The organism is Nonomuraea sp. NPDC049684, from assembly GCF_044465345.1.
GTDB lineage: Bacteria > Actinomycetota > Actinomycetes > Streptosporangiales > Streptosporangiaceae > Nonomuraea.
On record NZ_JBITLO010000001.1, the window covers coordinates 950,372 to 970,963 of the forward strand.

Below are 20,592 nucleotides of genomic sequence, written 5' to 3' on the forward strand. Positions count from 1 at the left end.
ATATCTGGTTATTTAAGGATCGTCCGATGGATGGTGACCTGCTCAGCGCGCTGCTGGCCCCGCTGCGGCTGGAGGGCGTCTTCCACAGCCGCTGGCGGGCCGGCGCGCCCTGGGGCGTCGCAGGCGAGGCCGAGGACTGCGCGCTGCTGCACTACGTGCACGAGGGCACCTGCGCCGTCGAGCTGCCCGGCGCCGAGCCCGTCCTGCTGCGCGCCGGGGACCTGGCCGTCTTCCCGCACGGCAGCGCCCACCGGCTGGGCGACCGGCCGGGGCGTCCCGCCGTGCCGCTCGCGGCCGTGCTGCCCGAGCGGCCGCAGGGCGGCGTGAGCACCGTCGAGGTCGGCGGGGACGGCGAGCGGACCGTCCTGCTCTGCGGCGGGCTCCACTACGACCGGGCCGCCGTCTCGCCGATCTACCGGGCGCTGCCGCCCGTCCTGGTGCTCGACCGGGCCGCGCTGGAAGGTCACGGGCTGCTCGGCGGCACCCTCGAACGGCTGGCGGGCGAGTGGGACCTGGCCGGGCCGGGCGCGACGCTGGTCGCCCTGCGCGCCTTCGAGCTGGTCTTCGTGCTGGCGCTGCGGGCCGCGGTGGGCGCGCGGGCCGAGGGCTCGCCGGCCCTGCGGGCGTTGCGTCACCCGGCGATCGGGACGGCGCTGCACGCCGTACAGACGCGGTTCGCCGAGCCCTGGACGGTGGAGTCGCTGGCGGCCCAGGCCGGGATGTCGCGCTCGGCGTTCGCGGCGACCTTCCGCGAGCTGGTCGGCGAGGCGCCGATCCGGCACCTGACCGCCCGCCGCATGCGGGAGGCCGCACGCCTGCTGAGCGAGACCACGCTCCCCCACAGCCGTATCGGCGAGCGCGTCGGCTACCACTCGACGGTCGGCTTCCACCTGGCCTTCCGCCAGCAGTACGGGATCACCCCCGGCGACTACCGCCGCCGCTCGGCTCGGCACGCCGCCCCCGGACCGGCGGACGTGACGCGGGCCCCGGCCGATCCCCCGGCGCGGTCCGCGCGATCACCGGTCTGAGAGCTGCCCCCGCTGGTGAGGCGTGCCTCTGGACGCTTCGGTGTCCGCCGTTCGCAGGCGGAGTTCCAGGACGTCCTCCCTGCCGAACCTCTGCCCGGTGGGGACGAACCCGGCAGCGGCGTAGAGCGCCCTGGCCGCGACGTTGTCGTCACGCACGCCCAACCGCAGGACCGGCGCGTCGAACGCGTCCCGCACGTCGGCGATGACCTGCTGGAGGGCCGCCCGCCCCAGCCCCTTCCCCTGGTGATCCTTGTCGATCATCAGGCGGTAGAGCCAGATCTGGCCGTCATCGGGATCGGGGCCGTACATCGCGAACCCCACGGCGAGCTCGTCGTGCATCACCGCACGGGTCACGAAGCCCGGCAGGAAGCGGCTCTCCGCGATCGAGTACAGGTTCGGCGCGACGAGATCGGCCTGGTCGTCGGCCACCCTCAGCTCGGCCACCGCCTCCCAGGTCTCCAGGCACAGGTCGTCAAGACGCACACGAGTCGACATGGGTCATCTGTACCGAACCCGTGCGCGGAGGGTAAAGCGAATATCGCTCCAGCCACGTGACCCTCGCCACGGATGGCCGGCCGGAGCCTTCCGCCGTTCGGCAAGAAGACGTCCACCATTCGCTCTTTCCTCACGCTCCTCTGCGAGCGTGACGGAGGGCCGCAGATTGATCTGCTGTGCCCCATTTCGTGCGCAAGCTCATGGGCCACCCCGAGAACGACGCACCAGGTATTTCAGATGAGAGGTATGTCCCATGTGCCGCACCCATGCACACTCCCACAGCGCACCGGAAGGAACGGCTGCCTTTGCGGACTTGTCCGTCTCAGAGACCGACCTGTCGCCCGCCGACCTCGGCCGGCGCCGCTTTCTGCTGAACAGCGGGCTGCTCGGCCTCAGCAGTCTCGGCGTCACCGCGCTGGGCGGGCTGACGGCGCGTCCCGCCGCCGCGACCGGCAGAGGCTCCCGCTCGCTCCACTGGCTGGCCGGCGACCATCACGTCCACACGCAGTACAGCTACGACGGCATGTACACCATTGAGCAGCAGGCCGCGGGCGCTCTCAAGCACGGCCTGGACTGGCTGGTCATCACCGACCACGGGCACGCCGCGCACGAGAAGTTCGCGGTCGAGTCGACTTATGCCGACATCGTCGGCTCCCGGGCCAAGCACCCCGAGCTGCTGCTGTGGCAGGGCCTCGAATGGAACGTTCCCGGTGGCGAGCACGCCACGGTGTTCTTCGACGGCGCCCGCGACGAGATCCAGCTGTTGCGCGCGTTCGAGCGGCTTTTCGACTCCAGGATCAACGGCACCGGCGCGAGCAGCCCGGCGAACGAGGCCAAGGCGCTGGAGGCGCTCACCTGGCTCCAGACCGCGCTGCGTACCGGCTCGGCGAGTTCCGCGCTGTTCCTGATCAACCACGTGATGCGGCGCGGCCGGTACTCCCCCCGCGACCTGCGCAGCTACCGTGACACGGCGCCGGACATCGCGGTCGGCATGGAGGGCGCGCCCGGCGCCCAGAACGAGCCCAGGGCCCGCGGCGACTTCAACAACACCGCCGACGCCAGTTCCTGGGCGGGCTGGCGGCCGGAGCACTACCCGACGTACGGCGGCTTCGACTCCATGACCGGAATCCTGGGCGGCATGTGGGACTCGATGCTCGCCGAGGGCAAGGGCTGGTGGATCACCGCCAACTCCGACGGCCACTTCTACAACGGTGACACGACCGTCGAGCCGTCCCGCCCGGCCGACTGGTACGACCAGCACGGCAAGTACCCCGATCCCGTCGACGGCGGCGTCCCGCTGCGGCACGCCGACTTCTGGCCCGGCCAGTTCAGCCGCACGGTCGTGGGGGCGACCTCACGCAGCTATGGCGCGGTCATGGAGGCGATCAAGGCCGGACGGTCCTGGGTGTCGATGGGCGGCCTCGTCGACGGGCTGCACGTCGACGCGCACGCCCCCGGCAACGCCCCGGCCACCTTCGGCGGACGGCTGTCGGTGCGGCGCGGCGACGACGTCACCGTCACCATCTCCGTCGATCTCGCCGGGCGTCCCAACGCCAACGACGAGATCCCCCGGCTCGCCCGCCTGGATCTGATCCGCGGCGCGATCACCGGACCGGCCGCCGACCCCGACGCCTTCACCGCCCCGGACGTGAGTGTGGTGGAGTCGTTCACGCCGAAGGGCAAGGGCCGGGTGGCCCAGTTCCACTACAAGTTCCGCGACGTGCGCGAGCCGTTCTACTTCCGGCTGCGCGGCACCGACGGCAGGCGCAGCGCTCCCGGCGGGATGGAGCCGGCCGCGGACACCGGCCCCAACGAGGCCCCCTGGCACGACCTCTGGTGCTACACCAATCCCACTTTCGTGGAACTGTCATAGGACTTTCGGAGGAACTGTCATAGAACGCCGTTGACGCCCTGTCCCGCCGGCAGGGCGCTCCCCCGCGCCCTGGCCGGCGGCCCCGGCGCGGCCCCCGAGCCCGGCCCGGCGTCGCCGGACGAGGTGCCGTGACGCTCGCGCGACCAGGCCGTCATCCTCCGGCGGGTTGCGTGATGCGTTCAAGCCATCGCCGTAGAAGGGCGGTCTCGGCCGGTTCCAGGGCCTCGGTCCCGGTGAGATCGAGCTGTGCGTGCAGGCGCAGCGCGGCGGCGTGCAGCGGGTCGGCGTCGTCCTGAGCGGTCGTCCTGGTCAGGACGTGCGAGAAGACGGCGTCTCGCATGCGGTGGGACAGCGCGGGGTCGTCGAACAGGGCCGGTTCGGCGATGTGGTCGAGGGCGGCGCCGACGTTCGCCGACAGGATCAGCCGGGCGGCGGTTCGCGGCTCGGCCTTCAGCGCCCCCACCGCCGCGCACCGCGTGAGCGCCGCCACCAGCAGGTCCATCACGCGATCTCGCGCCGTCGAGTGCGACCACGGCCGCGGCGTGAACATCAGCTGGTAGAGAGCCGGCTTCGCCCGGGCGAACGCCATGTGGCCGTCCCAGCCGGCGTGCAGGTCGGCGACCGGGTCGCCGGTCTGCTCCTGGGCCGCCTTGAGCGCGGCGTACTGCTCGTAGCCGTGGTCGGCGACGGCGTCCAGCAGGCCGCGCTTGTCACCGAACAACCGGTAGAGCACGGGCTGGCTCACGCCGACCGCCTCGCAGACCGCGCGCGTGGCCACCTCGTGGTCCGAGGACGACGCCAGTTGCCGCTCCGCGGCCTCGATCATCGCCGCGCGAAGCGGGTCCGTCTCTGCCATGCGATCGATGATACCGCCATCCGCTAGCGGCGATACGAAGGTGTGCTACCGTCAATGACGTAACACCGATACGGCAAATCCGTATCACCGCTAGAAGCAAGGAGTCTTCCATGAGTGACCAGCGTGTGGCCGTCGTCAGCGGCGGCTCCCGCGGGATCGGCAAGGCGATCGCGGTGGCGCTGGCGGCGCAGGGCTGCGCGGTCGCGGTGGGGTTCCAGGGGGCGGCCTCCGCCGCGGCGCAGGTGGTCGAGGAGATCACGGCGTCCGGCGGCCGGGCGATCCCGGTCCAGGCCGACGTGGCCGACGAGGACGCCGTCGCGGAGATGTTCGAGGCGGCGGAGAAGTCCTTCGGCGGCATCGACGTGGTCGTCAACTCGGCGGGACGGCTGTCGCTGTCCCCCATCGCCGACCTCGACCTCGACGAGCTGGACGCCCTGCACCGCACCAACATCCGCGGCGCGTTCGTGATGGCCAGGGAGGCCGCGCGCCGCCTGCGCGACGGAGGCGCGATCGTCAACCTGTCCACCTCCGTGGTCGGCCTGCAGTTCCCCGGCTACGGGGCGTACGCCGCCGGCAAGGGAGCCGTCGAGGCGATGACCCTGGTGCTCGCCCGGGAGCTGCGCGGGCGGAACATCACGGTCAACGCGGTCGCGCCCGGCCCGACCGCCACCGAGCTGTTCCTCGACGGCAAGGACGAGGCGACGATCCAGCAGCTCGCCAAGCAACCGCCGCTGGAACGGCTCGGCACCCCCGAGGACATCGCCGAGGTCGTCGCCTTCCTGGCGAGCCCGGCCGGACACTGGATCAACGGCCAGGTCGTGCGCGCCAACGGCGGGATCATCTGACAGCCGCCGCGCCCGATCCGTCTTCGAGACCCCATCGCCCCAGAAAGGAAACCGACATGCCGTTCGCCAACCTCAAGGTCCCCGCCGACACCCTGACCCCCGAGTCCAAGAAGAAGCTCATCGACGCAGTCACCGACGCCTACGCCACCGTCTACGGAGAACGAGCCCGCGCCACCACCCTGGTCCTCCTGGAGGAGGTTCCGGACGGCGGTTGGGGCCTGGGCGGCGACATCCTGACCGCGGACATGCTCGGCCGGAGCTGACCGAGGCGGGCCGACCACCCCCACGACGAGCCGCGGCGGGCACCACACCTCGGGCCGGGTGGGCCCGAGGCCGCAGATCAGGCGCGCAGGGCGTCGATCAGGGCGTCCACGGCGGCGAGCGCGGCGGAGGTGTCGAGCCCCGCGCGGGAGACCAGCGACAGTCCCTGGACGGTGAACAGCAGGAGCTGCGCCTGGGCCTCGGGGGTGGCGGCCCGGACGACCTCGCCGTCGGCCTGCGCGCGGCGCAGGGCGTCGGCGACGATCCGGGTGAAGCGGGCGTGCGAACGGGCGACGATCTCGCGGGCCTCGGCGTCCTGCGGAACCAGCTCGGCGGTGGTGTTGCCGATCATGCACCCCTGCGGAACGCCGGCGTCGGAGGCGTACTCCTGCGCCCGGGCCGGGTTGGCGAGCACCTCGCGCAGCGCCGGCAGCACCGGCCCGGACGCCAGCGCCGCGATCAGCTCGCGCTCGTAGGTGTCCCAGTACAGCCGGACCGCCGCCAGGTAGAACTGCCGCTTGTCGCCGAAGGCGCCGTACAGGCTGCCCCGCTCCAGCTCCAGCGCGTCGACGAGGTCCTGGACGGAGGTCTCCCCGTAGCCCCGCGACCAGAACAGCAGCAGCGCGCGCTGCAACGCCTGGTCCTTGTCGAACGCGCGAGGGCGTCCTGTCCGTGCCATGTGCCCAGGTTACGACTTTTTGACCGCCCACACAAAAGTCTGTACGTTGAAGGCCGCGCGACTTATTGAACGACCGCACAGAAGTCGTCGGCGCGAGCACCTGAAAGGCAGAACCCCATGGACTTCCACGGCAAGACGGCGCTGATCACCGGATCGGGCGCCCTCGGCGGGCTCGGGCACGCCACGGCGAAGGTCCTCGCCGCCGGCGGGGCGAGCGTGATCATCACCGGCACCGACCCGGGCCGCGGCGCCCAGGTCGTGGACGACGTGCGGACCGGCGCGACCGGCTCCGTGCGCTTCATCGGCGCCGACCTGGCCGACCCACAGGCCGTGCGGCGGCTGGCCGAGGAGGCGGGGGCGGTGGACGTCCTCGTCAACAACGCCGGTGTCGTCCCGTTCAGCGCGACCGCCGAGCAGGACCTCGCCGCCTACGACGCGGCCTTCGCGGTCAACGTGCGCGCGCCGTTCGTCCTGGTCGCCCGGCTCGCGCCGAAGATGGCCGCCGGCGGGGGCGGCAGCATCGTCAACGTCACCTCCACCGCCGCAGGGCTCGGCATGCCGCCGATGGCGGTCTACGGCGCCACCAAGGCGGCGCTGGAATCCCTGACCCGCACCTGGGCCGCCGAGTTCGCCGCCGCCGGCGTCCGCGTCAACGCCGTGGCGCCCGGCCCGATGACCACCTCCAAGGTGGTGGCGGCCATGGGCCCCGACGTCGGCGGCATGGGCCTGACGACCGCGCTCAAGCGCGCCGCCGCCCCAGCCGAGGTCGCGCATGTCATCGCCTTCCTCGCCGGCGACCAGGCCAGCTACGTGACCGGCGCCGTCGTGGCCGCCGACGGCGGCCGCACCGCCATCTGACCTCGAACGCACCGGCAGCGCGCGAGCCGGCCTCCGACGGCGGGACTGCCGGTCAACGTCACCACGAACCAGGCGCCTCGGCGCCAGTCAGGAGGATGACCTCCATGGGTCGTCTTGCAGGAAAGCACGCACTGATCACGGGCGGGACGAGCGGCATCGGGCTGGAGACGGCCCGTCAGTTCCTCGCCGAGGGAGCGGCTGTCGCGATCACCGGCCGCTCACGGGAACGGCTGGCCGAGGCCGCCCGGCAACTGGACGGCCCGCTGCTGCCCATCGTCAGCGACGCCGGCGACGTCCCCGGCCAGGCGGCGCTGGCGGCGCGGTTGCGGCAGGAGTGGCCGAAGCTCGACATCGTCATGAGCAACGCCGCCGACGTCACCCATCTCCCGATCGGGCAATGGAGCGAGGAGGCGTTCGACAAGCTCGTCGCCACCAATCTCAAGGGGCCGTTCTTCCTGGTCAGAGCGTTGCTTCCGCTCCTGTCGCGGCAGGCCTCGGTCATTCTCGTCGGCTCGGTCTCCGCCTACGTCGGGCACGAGAACGCGGCGGTCTACGGCGCCGCCAAGGCGGGCCTGCTGTCCCTCTCCCGCGGGCTGACCTATGAGCTGAAGGACCGGGGCGTCCGGGTCAACGGGCTGAGCCCGGGGCCGACCCGCACGGACACGTTCAAGTCGCTCGGCCCCGAACGACAGGCCGCCGTCTACGACGAACTCCGGCGGACCGTGCCCCTGCATCGCATCGGCACCACCACCGAGGTGGCGAAGGCCGCCGTCTACCTGGCCTCTGACGAGTCCGCCTACACCGCCGGCACCGTCCTGCGCGTCGACGGCGGCATCGGAGAACTCGCCTACTGACCTCCCCGCCGGTCTCTCCGACCACTGACGATCTCGGATGACGCCGACGGGCCCAACTGATCACTGGTCGTCCACGCTGCGGGTCTCGGCGAGCGGGGTCACCCCTGCCGCCCGCGGCGGAACGGAGGCGGTGCGGTCAGGGTGCGGCGGTGGGCGCCACCCAGCTGCCGAGGAGCCGGAGCGCCTGCGCGGTCGGGGAGCCCGGCTCGACGTTGTAGACGCACAAGGTCTGGTCGGGGTCGCCCGGCGGCTGGAGGGACTCGTAGTGGAAGTGCAGCTCGCCGACGAGGGGGTGGTGGTAGTGCTTGGTGCCGTGCGTGCGGCGCAGCACGCGGTGGTCGTTCCACCAGGAGCTGAACTCCGGCGAGCGCAGGCTGAGCTCGCCGACGAGGTCGGCGAGCCGGCGGTCGTGGGGATGGCGGCCGGCCTCCAGCCGGAGCATGGCGACGGTCTCCGCGGCGATGCGTTCCCAGTCGCCGGTGCGGGTGCGGGCTTCGGGGTCGAGCAGGTAGTAGCGGGCCAGGTTGCGCTGAGGCACGGGAAGGGCCTCGAAGTCGGTCAGTACCTCGCGGGCCAGGCGGTTGGCGGCCAGGACGTCCGTACGGCGGCCCAGGATGAAGGCGGGCACGTCGTGGAGGGTTTCGAGCATCAGGTGCAGGCCGGGCCTGACCCGCTGGGGGCTGATGGGGGCATGGCGGGTGGGACGAGCCAGCAGGTCGGTGAGGTGCTCGCGTTCGGCGGGGTCGAGCTGGAGGGCCCGCCCGAGCGCCTCGACGACCTCCGGCGAGGGGTGGCCGGCGCGGCCCTGTTCGAGCCGGGTGTAGTACTCGGTGCTGACCCCGGCCAGCCTGGCGACCTCGTCGCGGCGCAGGCCGGGCACGCGACGCGCGCGGCCGTCGGCGGGCAGCCCCGCCTGGTCCGGCGTGATCCGGGCACGGCGTGAGCGCAGGAAGTCGGCGAGTTCACGACTGCGGTCCATGCCCTCCAGTGTGCAGGGACGGGCGGGCGGCCAGGTCCACGGAGGTGGCCCTGCCAGTACCTGCCTCCCGGTTACCTGCCCGGGCAGGGGCCCTTCGAGCACCCCGGGAAGGGGACGCGGGCTGGTGAGCTGATGAAGGACCGCGGCGATGGGCCGCGGACGACTCGGAAGGCATGCACCATGAACGCAGCAACCCCTCTCGCCGGCCGCGTGGCCGTCGTCACCGGCGCGTCCAGCGGGATCGGCGAGGCTTCGGCCGAACGACTGGCCGCACTGGGCGCACGTGTGGTGGTCGTGGCGCGGCGCGCGGAACGGCTGGACGACCTCGTCGTCCGGATCGAGCAGGCCGGGGGCCGGGCTCTGGCGCTGGCGGCCGACGTCACCGACGCGGCGGCGGCGCGGGCCGCCGCCGAACGGGTGGCGTCCGAGCTGGACGGCGCCGACCTGCTGTTGAACAACGCGGGCGTCATGCTGCCCGCCCCGATCGAGGAGCTGGCCGCCGACCAGTGGCAGCGCCAGATCGACCTCAACATCACGGGCCTGATGAACGTGATCGGCGCGTTCGTCCCCCAGCTCGTCGAGGCCGCGGGGACGCGCGGCGTGGCGGACCTGATCAACACCTCCTCCATCGCGGCGCAGAACATCTTCCCGAACTTCGCCGTCTACTCCGCGACCAAGGCGTACGTCACCCACCTGTCCCGGCACCTGCGGGCCGAGCTGGGAGGCAAGAACGTGCGGGTCTCGGCGATCGAGCCGGGGATCGTCGGCACAGAACTGCAGAGTCACGTCACCGACGAGGGGGCGCGGGCGTGGCTGGAGGGCTCCAAGGAGTCGATGGAGTGGCTCACGCCGCAGGATGTCGCGCAGACCGTCGGGTTCATCGCGAGCCTGCCGCCCCGGGCGAACCTCCAGCAGGTCACCATCATGCCAACCGGCCAGCCCGCCTGACTCGCCGTGGCCCGTCGGCGCCGCTGGCGACCGGGCCCCTCATCGCCGAGCGGCCGCCCCCTGCCCCGGGCCCACCTGGTGGAGGCCCGTTCAGACCACGGTCAGGGCGACGCCGCGACGCCGGGTCGAGGCCAGCCGGTACGCGGTCAGGAGCGAGGCCCACGCCATGATGAGCGCGATGGCCAGGGCGAAGGCGACATTGGCCGCCCTGGAGCCCTGCGCCGCGAAGATCGAGATCCAGGCCGTCACGAAGAGCGCGCCGGTCACCGTGCTGAGGGCGGCCCAGCCGCGACGACCGGCCGCCGCGAACCGCCGGCCGTACGCGAAACAAGCGGCGATCAGCGCGAGAAAGGCGATCGCGGAGACGAGAAGGTGCAGCATCGCCTGCGTGCTCATGCTGGTGGGCGGGCCGACGGGCGTCCCCGGCGGGAAGCCGTCGGCGGGGTCGGCGGAGAAGCAGGCAGCGGCGATCATCCCGGCGCCGAAGACGCCGACCAGTCGCGGCCCCCAGGTGCCGTCCCAGGCCGCCGGACCGCGAGCCCGGTGCAGGCCGACCGCTCCGGCCACGAACAGCAGGCCGCTGATCGTGAAGTCGGCGATCTGGATCCACCCCTGGTCGCCGTTGCTCAGCATGCTGGCCGGGTACCGGCTGATGTCGAACCCGTCCCTGGTGAGCATCTGCAGCACGACCACGATGATGTAGAGCGGGCCGGCGACGGCGCCGCACGTCAGCAGCCTCCGCGTCGCCCCGCTGACCGCTGGGGTGGTGGGGTTACCGGTCATCCGGCCTGGTCCTCTCCTGAGAAGCGCCTGTCTGGGTGACGATGTCGATCATTCGTCCTGCTCGTCGTTCGGGGCTGGGCGTCCTTCAGCGGACGGAGTCTCCTCGAGCGGGTGCCGACAGCGCCGCCGGGCACGTCGAGTGCGTGCACGGGCCATAATTTCAGCCACTACTTATATAAGTCAAACCTGATACAGCGTGGGGCGGGGCCGGCCTGCGGATCAGTGGTCATGGGTGGGCAGGGGACCGGGCGACGGGCTGTTCTGCCAGATCACGGCCCCCCTTTCCGGGCCCTGACTAGGGTGCTGGGGTGAGCACATCCCGACCGTCCTGGCGTAACACCACCCATGACTGGGCGACCGACGTCGACCTCGGCCATCTCGCCCGCATCCGGGAGAACCCGGTCGAGTTCGCCCCCGGCGGCGTCCGGCACCTGATCCTCGAAGTCCTCGCCCACCCGGCGGACGAGGCGGCGAGCACGGGCGCCGGACGCTGCACCGTCACCCTCCACCCCGACGGCTCGGTGTCCGTGGCCGACGAGGGGCGAGGCACCGACACCCGTTTCGATGAGCAGGGGCGGCCGGTGAAGAAGCCCGTCATGGCGTCCAAGGACCTGCGGTTCTTCGACGACCCCGGTGCGGAGACGCTGCCCGACGGGCGTCCGCGCCGCGGCATGTCCGTCGTCGCCGCGCTCAGCGAGTGGCTCGTCCACACCAACCGCCGCCTGAACGGGTCCTGGACGCAGCGGTACGAGCACGGCGTCCCCGTCACCGGCCTGGAGCCCATCGTCGGCGACGGCGCCACAGGGACGACCGTGCACTTCCTGCCCGACGCGCACCTGCCCCCACTCGCCGACGACCCGCACAGCTTCGCGGACGGATGGCCTGGCCTGGTCGTGACCGTCGACGACCGCCGTGGCGGCTGACTGATCGGGATCTGTGCCGCCCCTCGGAGCCGTCCCGTGAACGTTCAGGCGCGTGAGAGGTCGAAGACGAGGCCGGACGTGGCGATGCCGATCTCGCCGTCGCATTCGGCCTGGGCGGCGGCCAGCGCGGCCGAGGTGTCCGTGCCCGGGTGCAGGTGCGTCAGCAGCAGGTGGCGGACATCGGCCTCCCGCGCCTGCCGGCCCGCCTCACGGGCGCTGGACAGGTAGCGCCGGGAAGCCTCCGGGACCTCGTTCACAAAGGTGGCCTCGGCCAACAGCAGGTCAGCGCCACGCGCCAGGTCCACCCTGCCGGGGCTCGGGCCGCTGTCGCCGGTGTACGCGAGCACCCGTCCGCCTGCTGTCAGCCGTACGCCGGCATTGGGCACCGAGTGCGGCAGCGGGCGGGTCCGCGCGTGGAACGGGCCGATGTCGAAGCCGCCGCCGGCGGTGAACTCGTGCAGGACGTAGGCGTCGGCCAGCACCCCTGGGCGGTCCAGCGCGAGCACCGCGTCCAGGGCGCCGGGCAGCGCGTACAGCGGCAGCGGCGGCGACGGGTCGTCACGCATGGTGCGCGCCCGCAGCAGCGGGTTCAGGTCGGCGCAGTGGTCGGGATGCCCGTGGCTGATGAACACCGCGTCGATCTGATCAGCGCCGACCCGTTCCAGCAGCCGCGGGACCGTCCCGGATCCGAGGTCGACGAGCAGCCTGAACCCGTCGTGCTCGACGAGGTAACCGCTGCAGGCCTGGCCCGCCGCCGGCCACGCACCGCATCCGCCGAGGATCGTCAGCAGCATCCGTGCACCCTAACGGATGCCGCTCGCTCCGACCGGCCGGCACGAAGTCGCGCGAGCCGCCGTCCGTGCCTGGGACACCTCGCAGAGCACCTCTTCCCAAGAACTGTTGGAAAACTTAGAATCCCAAGGTGTCTTTGGAAAATGAGGACGACCTTGTCCCCCTGCGCGCCCTGGCCAACCCCCTGCGTATCCGCATCGTGTCGCTGCTCACCGGCGCGTCGATGTCGGCCACCGAGGTCGCCGACGAACTCGGCATCGCGCACGCCTCGGCCAGCTACCACCTGCGCCAGCTGGCCAAGGCGGGCTTCCTCCAGCAGACGGACGAGCGTCCGCGGGCCGGCAAGGGCCGCCCGCAGCTGCGCTACCGGTACGACCCGTCCAGCGGCGAACGTCTCGACCGGTCCGAGGGGCGGCAACTCCTCCACCAGGCGTTGAGCACCGACCTGGCCAGGCGCCTGGCCGAGACCGATCGCCGGCGCACGTCCATGGACGCCGAGGTCTGGCTGGCCAGGCCCGTCTGGGAGGAGATCGTCGGCCTGATCGACCAGGCGGTGGCGCTCCTGCACGACAAGGCCGGACCGCCGCACGAGGGCGTCAAGGTCAGCATGACCGCGCTCCTGCTCGAACTACGCGACGAACGGTGATCGGCCGCCTGCTCGGCTGCGCGGCGGGCGCGTTCCTGTCGATCGGGCCGCTCATCCCGGCGGTTCCGCGCTACGTCACCGGCCCGCTGGGCCGGCAGGCGGGCATGGTGACCGTCTCGCCGGCCGTCACCGCGGCGGCCGGGGTGCTCGCCTACGTCGGACTCGCCGCTCTGGCCGGCGACCACCGGCGGCCCGGCGCGGCGATCAACCAGTTCTCCGTCGTCGTCAACGCCGGCCTGCTCGCGGGGCCCGTCACCGCCGAGACGCGGTACGCCGCGTCCGGGTTCGCCGCCGTCTGGATCACGGCCGCGGCCGCGGCGCTGGGTTCGGCCGTGCTCGGCCGCACCCTGCCGACCACCACGAGCCCTGACGCGGAGAGGACCAGCCCGGATCCGGGAACCGGGCGGGCCCGGCTGTCCCACAGGTCCGCTCTACGACCCGGTTTCGGCTATCTGGCCTCCGTGTGGGGCTGCACCGCCGTCAGCGCCTTCCTGCCGCTGCACGTCGCCGCACTCGGCGGCGGCTCCGGCGGCCTCCACTTCCTGGTCTACGGCGGCGTCCTGGCCTGCCCGCCGGCGAGCGCGGAGCCGCCGTCGCCACCACGACGGCCTTCTTCGACGTCGGATTCCTCAGCGCCGCCCTGTCACTCGGCGTGCTCGCCGACCCGTTCGGCCCGGCCGGCGGCTTCGCCCTGGTGGGCGCCGTCTCCGCCGCCGGAACGCTGCTGTTCCTGCCCATGCGCCACAACGAACACGAAGGAGCCCCCCTTGACCATTCCCCCCGCTGACCTGTCCGGCTATGCCGACGTCGTGTTCGACGTGGCCGTGCCCCTGCTCGCGGACGACCGGGTGCTGATCAACGCCGAGGTCGAGCACGCCCCGCTCGCCCGCGCCCTGGCCGAGGCCGCCTACGCCAGAGGCGCCCGTTACGCCGACATCTGGTACTTCGACCCGCACGCCAAACGATCCCGGCTCCGGCACGCCGACACCGCGAGCCTGGCCGAGGTGCCCTCGTGGCTCGACGCCCGCAACGAAGAGGTGGGGCGGAACGGCGGCGTCATCGTCAACGTCCGCGGCGCCGCCGCCCCCGACCTGCTGGCCGGGCTGGATCCGATGCGCGTCGGGCTGGATCGCATGCCGTCGCTGACCTCACGGCAGCGGCTCCAGCTCAACAACCTGGTCCGCTGGACGATCGTCCCCTACGCCACCCCCGAGTGGGCCCGTGCCGTCTTCGGCGAACCCGACCAGGCCAGGCTGTGGCGGCACCTGCGCCGCATCCTCCGTCTCGACGAGCCCGATCCGCGCGCGGCGTGGCGGCAGCGCATCGCCGAACTGCTCGATCGCGCCCGACGGCTCACCGAGATGCGCCTGGACGCCGTGCGGTTCGAGGGCCCCGGCACCGACCTGACCATCGGCCTGCTGCCGGACGCCCACTGGACCGCCGCCCGCCTGGAGGACGTCGACGGCCGCCCGTTCCAGGCCAACCTGCCGACCGAGGAGGTGTTCACCACCCCTGACTACCGGCGCGTCACAGGGACGGTCCGCGCCACCCGGCCGCTGTCCCTCGACGGCACCCTCATCCGCGACCTGGAGCTGACCTTCGCCGACGGCGTCGTGACCGATGTCAGGGCGAGCGCCGGAGCGGACGTCGTCCGCGCGCACCAGGCCACCGACGCGGGCGCGGCCCGGCTGGGCGAGCTCGCCCTGGTCGACCGTTCCTCGCGGGTGGGCGAAAGCGGCATCACCTACCTGGAGACCCTTCTTGACGAGAACGCCACCTGCCACCTGGCCTGGGGCGCCGGGCTGCCTCCGGGCGTGCCCGCCTCCCTGCGTACGGACGACCCCGCGCGGCTGGACGCGGCGGGCGTGAACACCTCGCGCGTGCACGTCGACTTCATGGTCGGCGGCCCGGACGTCACGGTCACCGGGCTGGGACCCGGCGGGAAGGTGGTGCTCCTGCGCGACGACGCCTGGCAGTTCTGACGCCCCGCCACAACGGCCCGGCCCTGAACCAGAAGCGGGACGGCATCGACAATCCGGCAGGACGGGCCAGGAACCGCCGCGTGGAGATCTCCTGCCCCCTCAAGCAACAGGGCGGCCCGGACGTGGTCACCACCACAAGCCCCTCCCCCGGCCAGGTACGCGGCTCCGCAGGGACCTCGACACCCGCCGGCTCTACGTCGACGGCCGCCGGGCGGCCCGCGCCGGCATCGCCGCGCTGCCGGGATCGGCGCGCGTCACCGACAGCGGCTACGTCACGGACAGCGCCGAGCCGCGACGGTGGCGCAGCCCCGCGGACGTCGAGTTCGTCCACCGCGGCGTCCACCCCTGGACCGAGGCCCGTTGCGGCGTGGCCGCGGTCGCCGCCGACGGTGACGCCACCGTGGTCACGATGGCCCTCCCCGCGTACCTGTGGGCCGCCGAGCTGTACGTCTCCACCTGGGACGGCCAGTCGTCGGCCGGGCTGGGGCTCGGGCGAGGACCCGTCGCGTACGCGGGTGGTCGCGCCTGTGCTGGAGACGCTGGTGAGCGCGACCGGGGTGCGCGAGCTGTCGCTCAGGGGACTCGTGTTCGCCGAGGCCACCTGGCTGCGGCCGAACCGTCCCGAGGGCTTCCTGCACCATCACGGCACCGGCTACTACGAGGGCGGCGGCACCGATGTCGCGGTGCTGGGCGAGGGCGCCTCCGTGACGTATCCCGTCGATTCCGTGACGATTCCCGCCTGCGTGACCTTCGACGGCACGACCGGCGTGGAGATCGAGGGCTGCCGGTTCACCCGGCTCGGGGCATCGGGCCTCGGCGTCTCCGGGGGCTCCGGGCTCGCCGTACGCGGTCGCGAACTCGACACCCTGTCCGCCGCCGCCGTCCAGGTCTCCGCCGGCGGCGACATCTCCATCGAGGACAACCGGATCCACCACATCGGGATCGAGTTCGGCGGCTCGCCCGCGGTCGCCATGACGGGCACGCGGGGCTGCCTCGTCGCGCACAACGAGATCACGCACGTGCCGCGCTGCGGGATCGTCGTCGGGCCCGGCGAAGGCGCCCGGGTGCTGCGCAACCTCGTCGCCCACAGCATGGAGGCGCTGGCCGACGGCGGCGGGCTCTACGTATCGGGCCCGCAAGGAGACTCGCCTGACAACGGGGCGCTGATCAGCGGGAACGTCATCAAGGACACGCGCACGCCGTACAACTTCGGGCTCTACACCGACTACGGCGCCGCATGGGTGACCGTGGAGGGGAACGTCGTCATGCGGGCCGACCACACCGCCGTGCTCACCGTGGAGAACGTCACGCACAAGGATGAAGAGGAGCTGAACGCGGCAACCGTCACCATCCAGGACCGGGCCGGGCTGCGCGGCTGAACGCGCAGCCAACGGGCAGCCGCCGACGCTCGGCGTTCTCGGCCTGACCGGGCCGGCCAAGGCCGTCAGGCCGTGACATCCACCCCGACAGGGCCCGGCCCGGCCCCTGTGGCCAGGCCGGCGCCCTGCTGAACGGCCCGGGGAGAGCGGCGAACCGCATCCGCTCGATCGCCGGCAGCTCGTGGTCGCCGAGGATGCGGCACGTCACCGGCTTGGCAGGCGCTCAGGGGACGAAGACCACCCGGTCGTCGCTCTCGGCGGCCCACGCCCGCGCGACGTCGGCCAGCGGCACCGGCCGGGCCCGCACGTCGATCGCCCCCGAGTTCACCGCGGCGGCCAGCTCCGGCAGTTCGGCGAGGATGTCGCGCGCGGGGACCGAGCCGATGCCGCTGCCGACGATCTCCAGCCGGGCCGCGCGCAGCGCCGCGGCGGGGATCGGCGCGCTCTGCCCGGCGACGGAGCCGATCTGGATCCAGGTCAGCGGGACGGCCCGGTCGGCGCGGGCGGTGAGCATCGGGATCATGGCGCCTGCGGCGGGCTCGCCCCACACGTAGTCGAGGACCACGTCCACGTCGGCGGCGCGGGCGAGCTCGTCGAAGGTGAGGGTCTCGTCGGCGCCGAGCGCGGTCAGCGCCTTCAGACGGACGGCGTCCCGCCCGGCGGCGATGACCTGGGACGCCCCGAACAGCTTGGCGATCTGCACGGCCATCCGCCCGGCGTTCCCGGTGGCGCCGAGGACGAGGATGCGCTGACCGGCCCGGAAGCCGATCCGCCGGCGCAGCGCGATCCAGGACGACATGGCGGGGTTCATCGCGGCGGCGATCCGCACCGGATCGACGCCGTCGGGCAGGACCACGCTGCGGCGCGGGTCGATGAGGGTGCGCTCGGCGAACGTGCCCAGCGGGGTGTCGTCCAGCACGGCGTAGCGGAGGTTGCCGTCGCGGTCGCGGACGACGCCGTCGGCGCCGGGGACGAGCGGGTACCCGCCGCCGCCGGAGTAGTGCGAGCCGTCCGCCTTGGCCCGGGTCAGGTGGTGCAGACCGGCGGCGAGCACGTCGACGAGCAGCTCGCCGTCGCGCGGGACGGGGACGGGGTGGTCGCGGTAGGCGGGTGGGGTGCCGGGGGTCTGGATGACGGCGGCGTGCATGGATCACTCCCAGAGGTGGTTTGTATTCCCAACTAATTCTCAAGGATGGTTGGTAATGCAAACCATGTCAACCTCGTCCGCTAGCATGGCTGCATGACCGACGCCGACGACGTCATCGACGCCCTGGTCCGCACCACCTTCGAGGTCACGGGCGCGCTCACCCGCATCGGCGCCGCGCACGACCTGTCGCTCACCCAGCTCCGGGTGCTCGGCATCCTCCGCGACCGCCGCGCCCGCGTCACCGACCTGGCCGCCTACCTGGGGTTGGACAAGTCCACGCTGTCCGGCCTCATCGACCGCGCGCAGCGCCGTGGCCTGCTGGCCCGAGGCAAGAACCCCGACGACGGCCGGGTCGTCGAGGTGTTCATGACCCCCGCCGGGCTCGAACTCGCCGGCCGCCTCGACGACGAGATCCGGCTCGCGCTCGGCCCCGCCATCGGCCGCCTGGCCCCCGAGCAGTCCACCCTCCTCGTCGGCCTGCTCGAAGCCGTCTCCTCCCGCCCGGCGCCCGCGGGCGCGCCCTGACGGCGGGCCGCGGTCAGGTCACCAGGCCGTTGCGGTAGGCGTAGACCACGGCCTGGACGCGGTCGCGCAGGTCGAGCTTGGTCAGGATGCGCGACACGTACGTCTTGACGGTCTCCTGGCTGATCACCAGCGTGGCGGCGATCTCGCTGTTGGACCGGCCGTCGGCGATGAGCCGCAGCACCTCCAGCTCGCGCGGGGTCAGCGCGCCCTCGCCGGACGGCGGCCCGGCTGGACGGATGCGGGCCGCGTACCGGCCGACGAGCTGCCGCGTCACCTCGGGGGCCAGCAGCGCGGCGCCCGAGGCGACGGTGCGGATGCCGTGCAGGAGCTGGGCCGGCGGGGCGTCCTTGAGCAGGAAGCCGCTGGCCCCGGCGCGCAGCGCCTCGTAGACGTACTCGTCGAGGTTGAACGTGGTCACCACGAGCACCTTGACCGGCTCCGCGACGCCCGCGCCGGCCAGCAGCCGGGTGGCCTCGATGCCGCCGAGCACCGGCATGCGCACGTCCATGACGACGATGTCGGGGGCCAGCCGGCGGGCGAGGTCCACGGCGGCGCGGCCGTCGCCGCACTCCCCCACGACCTCCAGGTCCGGCTGGGCGTCGATGATCGTGGCGAAGCCGGTGCGGATCAGCGCCTGGTCGTCGCAGACCAGCACCCGGATCGGCGCGCTCACGACGGGCCGCCCGCGGGGATGCGGGCGCGTACCAGGAAGCCGCCGCCCGCCTGGCGGCCGGCGGCGAACTCGCCGCCCAGCGCCTCGACCCGCTCGCGGAGCCCGGCCAGCCCCCGCCCGCCCCCGCCGGGCGGGACGGCTCCGGAGCCGGGTCCGCCGGTGCTGACCGACACGCTGATCTCCTTCTCGCCGTACCGCACCTCGACCACGGTCGGGGTGCCGTGGGCGTGTTTGAGGGCGTTCGTCAGGGCCTCCTGGACGACCCTATAGGTGACGAACTCGGCGCTGCCCGCCGATTCCGCCCGGCTGCCCTGCTCGGCGAACTCCACCGGCTGCCCGGCCTGCCGGGTCTGCTCCACCAGGGTGCGCAGCTCCCCTGCGGAGGCCACGCCGACGTCGGTGTCGTGGTCGGCCTTGAGCAGGTCGAGCATCTGCCGCAGGTCGGCGATGGCCCGGCGGCCGGTGTCGGTGACGGCGTTCAGCGTCGCCTCCAGCCGTTCGGGGGCGGCGGTCAGGTAGCGGGCGGCCTCGGCCTGCACGACCATCGCCGTCACGTGGTGCGTCACGACGTCGTGCAGCTCGCGGGCGATCCTGGTGCGCTCGGCGGCCCGGGTCGCCTCGGCGACGTGCCGGCGGCGTTCGGCCTCGGCGGCCCGGGTCGACCGCAGCCACGCCCCGATCCCCCAGGCCAGGACCAGCGCCAGGTAGAAGACCACGTACCCCTCCACCCGCTCGGTCGCGCCGAGCCGGGCGAGCGCGAACGTCAGCGGCACGTACGCCAGGGAGAGCAGGACGACGGTGACCCGCCGGCCCCGCTCCAGATGGGCGCCCGCGCTGATGAGCGCGATGGTCATCATGTTGCTCGCGAACAGGTGGTACCCGCGGAGCTGGTCGATCACGAACCCGATCGACACCAGGACCAGGCACACCGCCGGCCACCGCCGCCGGACGGCGAGCGGCAGGCACTCCAGGACGATCACCAGCATCGCCACCGCGTCGAACGGGCGGGCGGGCAGGTCGCCGACCTGCGTCCCCTTGCCGTGGAGCGCGGGCAGCAGCGACGCGACGGCCACCAGCAGACCGAGCGGCAGGTCCCGGAGCACGACATCGCACCGCCGCCACGCCTCCGCGGCCCGTCGCAGATCGATCATCGGGTGAGCGTAGCGGTCGCGCCCCGCCTGAACGCGACCACGGTCCCCCGGCGGCGGGCCAGCCACATGAACGCGACCGTCAGCAGCAGGCCGGCCGCCACCGCGTACACGCTCGCCTCCGGCCCGAACGCGCCGCCCGAGAGCAGTGCCGGGCCCGACGTCGTGCCGTGCAGCAGGCCCTGCGTCGCGCCGCTGCCCGAGACCTCGGCGCCGAAGACGCCGGCCGCCGCGAAGTTCCACCCGAAGTGCAGGCCGATCGGCACCCACAACGTGCGGGTGGCGGCGTAGGCGGCGGCCAGCATGCCGCCCGCCTCGATCGCGACGGCGAGCGCGCCCCACAGGTCGGCGTGCGGGTTGAACAGGTGCGACATGCCGAACAGCAGGCCGGTCAGCACGAGCGCACCCCACGTCCCCGCGCGTTCCTCGACGATCCTGAACAGGATGCCGCGGAACAGCAGCTCCTCGGTCGCCGCGGCGGCGGCCATGGAGCCGACCAGCCCGGCCGCGCCCGCGAGCGAGCCGAAGCCGTCGATCCGGTAGCCGCCCACGAGGGCGAGGTTCGCCACGACGGCCGCGAACAGCGCGGCCCCGACCAGCGTCCACCGGACCAGCAGGCGGGCCGCGCCGCGCGTGGCGACCTCCTCCGGCACGCGCCTCTCCGACCACCGCACCACGCGGGCGTAGACGAGCACGGCCAGCACCGCCGTGGCGACACCCGCCAGCAGGGTGGCCGGCGGACTCCCCGCCACCGCGCCGGCGACCGCGTACCCCACGAAGGCGACCGCCGCGACGGGCACGAGCTGTTTCAACAACCGCATGACGAACTCCCTCACCCGGGCGGCACGACCAAGACCGCCGACACCACGAAACGCTAGGGACGCGGCGCGCCGGAGTCGTCCCCGCGGGGTGGACAGT

The 20,592-nt window shown here is 73.0% G+C and carries 23 protein-coding genes; 12 read left to right on the plus strand and 11 right to left on the minus strand.

Going from position 1 to position 20,592, the window contains the following annotated elements; all coding sequences use genetic code 11:
• Nucleotides 1-26: 26 nt before the first annotated feature.
• Nucleotides 27-1,028, plus strand: coding sequence for an AraC family transcriptional regulator (locus ACIBST_RS04180; RefSeq protein ID WP_397168951.1), 1,002 nt, complete (start codon nucleotides 27-29; stop codon nucleotides 1,026-1,028).
• Here the strand turns inward: ACIBST_RS04180 and ACIBST_RS04185 are convergent.
• Entirely contained in the window at nucleotides 1,017-1,523 is a 507-nt protein-coding gene (locus ACIBST_RS04185; protein ID WP_397168952.1) for a GNAT family N-acetyltransferase, read from the minus strand. The genes ACIBST_RS04180 and ACIBST_RS04185 overlap by 12 nt on opposite strands.
• A 313-nt stretch (nucleotides 1,524-1,836) precedes the next feature.
• On the opposite strand from ACIBST_RS04185, the gene ACIBST_RS04190 reads away from it, so the two are divergent.
• The gene (locus ACIBST_RS04190; protein WP_397168953.1) at nucleotides 1,837-3,396 is read left to right on the plus strand and encodes a PHP domain-containing protein; all 1,560 of its coding nucleotides are present in this window, start codon (nucleotides 1,837-1,839) and stop codon (nucleotides 3,394-3,396) included.
• Between the two features lie 151 nt (nucleotides 3,397-3,547).
• Here the strand turns inward: ACIBST_RS04190 and ACIBST_RS04195 are convergent, their stop codons facing one another.
• Nucleotides 3,548-4,252 (minus strand): TetR/AcrR family transcriptional regulator, encoded by a 705-nt coding sequence (locus tag ACIBST_RS04195; RefSeq protein ID WP_397168955.1) that lies wholly within the window; start codon nucleotides 4,250-4,252, stop codon nucleotides 3,548-3,550.
• A gap of 110 nt (nucleotides 4,253-4,362) precedes the next feature.
• Here ACIBST_RS04195 and ACIBST_RS04200 point away from each other — a divergent pair, with 110 nt between their 5' ends.
• Together ACIBST_RS04200 and ACIBST_RS04205 are read left to right on the plus strand one after the other, a co-directional pair.
• Complete coding sequence (locus tag ACIBST_RS04200) at nucleotides 4,363-5,097, plus strand: SDR family oxidoreductase (RefSeq protein WP_397168957.1); 735 nt, start codon at nucleotides 4,363-4,365, stop codon at nucleotides 5,095-5,097.
• Nucleotides 5,098-5,153: 56 nt separating this feature from the next.
• Nucleotides 5,154-5,360: a 4-oxalocrotonate tautomerase family protein gene (locus tag ACIBST_RS04205; RefSeq protein ID WP_397168958.1), complete on the plus strand. Its 207-nt coding sequence runs from the start codon at nucleotides 5,154-5,156 to the stop codon at nucleotides 5,358-5,360.
• A 77-nt stretch (nucleotides 5,361-5,437) separates the two neighbouring features.
• Here the strand turns inward: ACIBST_RS04205 and ACIBST_RS04210 are convergent, their stop codons facing one another.
• A complete protein-coding gene (locus ACIBST_RS04210) occupies nucleotides 5,438-6,037 on the minus strand; it encodes a TetR/AcrR family transcriptional regulator (protein WP_397168959.1) in 600 nt (199 codons plus the stop codon).
• Between the two features lie 117 nt (nucleotides 6,038-6,154).
• On the opposite strand from ACIBST_RS04210, the gene ACIBST_RS04215 reads away from it, so the two are divergent.
• Together ACIBST_RS04215 and ACIBST_RS04220 are read left to right on the plus strand one after the other, a co-directional pair.
• Nucleotides 6,155-6,895 carry an SDR family NAD(P)-dependent oxidoreductase gene (locus ACIBST_RS04215; protein WP_397168960.1) on the plus strand — a complete coding sequence of 247 codons (741 nt, stop codon included), beginning with the start codon at nucleotides 6,155-6,157 and terminating at the stop codon, nucleotides 6,893-6,895.
• Between the two features lie 104 nt (nucleotides 6,896-6,999).
• Complete coding sequence (locus ACIBST_RS04220; protein ID WP_397168962.1) at nucleotides 7,000-7,749, plus strand: SDR family oxidoreductase; 750 nt, start codon at nucleotides 7,000-7,002, stop codon at nucleotides 7,747-7,749.
• Nucleotides 7,750-7,885: 136 nt separating this feature from the next.
• On the opposite strand, the gene ACIBST_RS04225 is transcribed toward ACIBST_RS04220, so the two are convergent.
• Nucleotides 7,886-8,728, minus strand: a complete 843-nt coding sequence (locus tag ACIBST_RS04225) for a helix-turn-helix transcriptional regulator (RefSeq protein WP_397168964.1) — start codon at nucleotides 8,726-8,728, stop codon at nucleotides 7,886-7,888.
• Between the two features lie 180 nt (nucleotides 8,729-8,908).
• On the opposite strand from ACIBST_RS04225, the gene ACIBST_RS04230 reads away from it, so the two are divergent.
• Nucleotides 8,909-9,676, plus strand: a complete 768-nt coding sequence (locus tag ACIBST_RS04230) for an SDR family oxidoreductase (RefSeq protein ID WP_397168965.1) — start codon at nucleotides 8,909-8,911, stop codon at nucleotides 9,674-9,676.
• 90 nt (nucleotides 9,677-9,766) lie between these two features.
• Here the strand turns inward: ACIBST_RS04230 and ACIBST_RS04235 are convergent, their stop codons facing one another.
• Nucleotides 9,767-10,459 (minus strand): DUF998 domain-containing protein, encoded by a 693-nt coding sequence (locus ACIBST_RS04235; protein WP_397168966.1) that lies wholly within the window; start codon nucleotides 10,457-10,459, stop codon nucleotides 9,767-9,769.
• Between the two features lie 308 nt (nucleotides 10,460-10,767).
• On the opposite strand from ACIBST_RS04235, the gene ACIBST_RS04240 reads away from it, so the two are divergent.
• The gene (locus ACIBST_RS04240) at nucleotides 10,768-11,382 is read left to right on the plus strand and encodes a hypothetical protein (RefSeq protein ID WP_397168968.1); all 615 of its coding nucleotides are present in this window, start codon (nucleotides 10,768-10,770) and stop codon (nucleotides 11,380-11,382) included.
• Nucleotides 11,383-11,426: 44 nt separating this feature from the next.
• On the opposite strand, the gene ACIBST_RS04245 is transcribed toward ACIBST_RS04240, so the two are convergent.
• The gene (locus tag ACIBST_RS04245; protein WP_397168969.1) at nucleotides 11,427-12,176 is read right to left on the minus strand and encodes an MBL fold metallo-hydrolase; all 750 of its coding nucleotides are present in this window, start codon (nucleotides 12,174-12,176) and stop codon (nucleotides 11,427-11,429) included.
• Between the two features lie 128 nt (nucleotides 12,177-12,304).
• Here ACIBST_RS04245 and ACIBST_RS04250 point away from each other — a divergent pair, with 128 nt between their 5' ends.
• Nucleotides 12,305-12,820, plus strand: coding sequence for an ArsR/SmtB family transcription factor (locus tag ACIBST_RS04250; protein ID WP_397168971.1), 516 nt, complete (start codon nucleotides 12,305-12,307; stop codon nucleotides 12,818-12,820).
• Nucleotides 12,817-14,802, plus strand: a complete 1,986-nt coding sequence (locus ACIBST_RS04255) for an aminopeptidase (protein WP_397168972.1) — start codon at nucleotides 12,817-12,819, stop codon at nucleotides 14,800-14,802. Before ACIBST_RS04250 ends, ACIBST_RS04255 begins: the two co-directional genes overlap by 4 nt.
• Before the next feature lie 267 nt (nucleotides 14,803-15,069).
• Here ACIBST_RS04255 and ACIBST_RS04260 read toward each other — a convergent pair whose 3' ends face one another.
• Nucleotides 15,070-15,210 (minus strand): hypothetical protein, encoded by a 141-nt coding sequence (locus ACIBST_RS04260; protein ID WP_397168974.1) that lies wholly within the window; start codon nucleotides 15,208-15,210, stop codon nucleotides 15,070-15,072.
• 107 nt (nucleotides 15,211-15,317) lie between these two features.
• Between ACIBST_RS04260 and ACIBST_RS04265 the strand changes: the two genes are divergently transcribed.
• Nucleotides 15,318-16,181, plus strand: a complete 864-nt coding sequence (locus ACIBST_RS04265; RefSeq protein ID WP_397168976.1) for a right-handed parallel beta-helix repeat-containing protein — start codon at nucleotides 15,318-15,320, stop codon at nucleotides 16,179-16,181.
• A 223-nt stretch (nucleotides 16,182-16,404) separates the two neighbouring features.
• On the opposite strand, the gene ACIBST_RS04270 is transcribed toward ACIBST_RS04265, so the two are convergent.
• Nucleotides 16,405-17,328 carry a zinc-binding alcohol dehydrogenase family protein gene (locus ACIBST_RS04270; RefSeq protein ID WP_397168977.1) on the minus strand — a complete coding sequence of 308 codons (924 nt, stop codon included), beginning with the start codon at nucleotides 17,326-17,328 and terminating at the stop codon, nucleotides 16,405-16,407.
• A gap of 93 nt (nucleotides 17,329-17,421) precedes the next feature.
• On the opposite strand from ACIBST_RS04270, the gene ACIBST_RS04275 reads away from it, so the two are divergent.
• Nucleotides 17,422-17,853 (plus strand): MarR family winged helix-turn-helix transcriptional regulator, encoded by a 432-nt coding sequence (locus ACIBST_RS04275; RefSeq protein WP_397168978.1) that lies wholly within the window; start codon nucleotides 17,422-17,424, stop codon nucleotides 17,851-17,853.
• Nucleotides 17,854-17,866: 13 nt separating this feature from the next.
• On the opposite strand, the gene ACIBST_RS04280 is transcribed toward ACIBST_RS04275, so the two are convergent.
• Genes ACIBST_RS04280 through ACIBST_RS04290 form a run of 3 tightly spaced genes read right to left on the minus strand, consistent with a single transcriptional unit; the run spans nucleotide 17,867 to nucleotide 20,495 of the window.
• Nucleotides 17,867-18,526 (minus strand): response regulator, encoded by a 660-nt coding sequence (locus tag ACIBST_RS04280; protein ID WP_397168980.1) that lies wholly within the window; start codon nucleotides 18,524-18,526, stop codon nucleotides 17,867-17,869.
• Entirely contained in the window at nucleotides 18,523-19,677 is a 1,155-nt protein-coding gene (locus tag ACIBST_RS04285; RefSeq protein WP_397168982.1) for a sensor histidine kinase, read from the minus strand. Before ACIBST_RS04285 ends, ACIBST_RS04280 begins: the two co-directional genes overlap by 4 nt.
• Nucleotides 19,674-20,495, minus strand: coding sequence for a lysostaphin resistance A-like protein (locus ACIBST_RS04290; RefSeq protein WP_397168984.1), 822 nt, complete (start codon nucleotides 20,493-20,495; stop codon nucleotides 19,674-19,676). The genes ACIBST_RS04285 and ACIBST_RS04290 overlap by 4 nt, the downstream gene beginning before the upstream one ends.
• Between the last annotated feature and the right edge of the window lie 97 nt (nucleotides 20,496-20,592).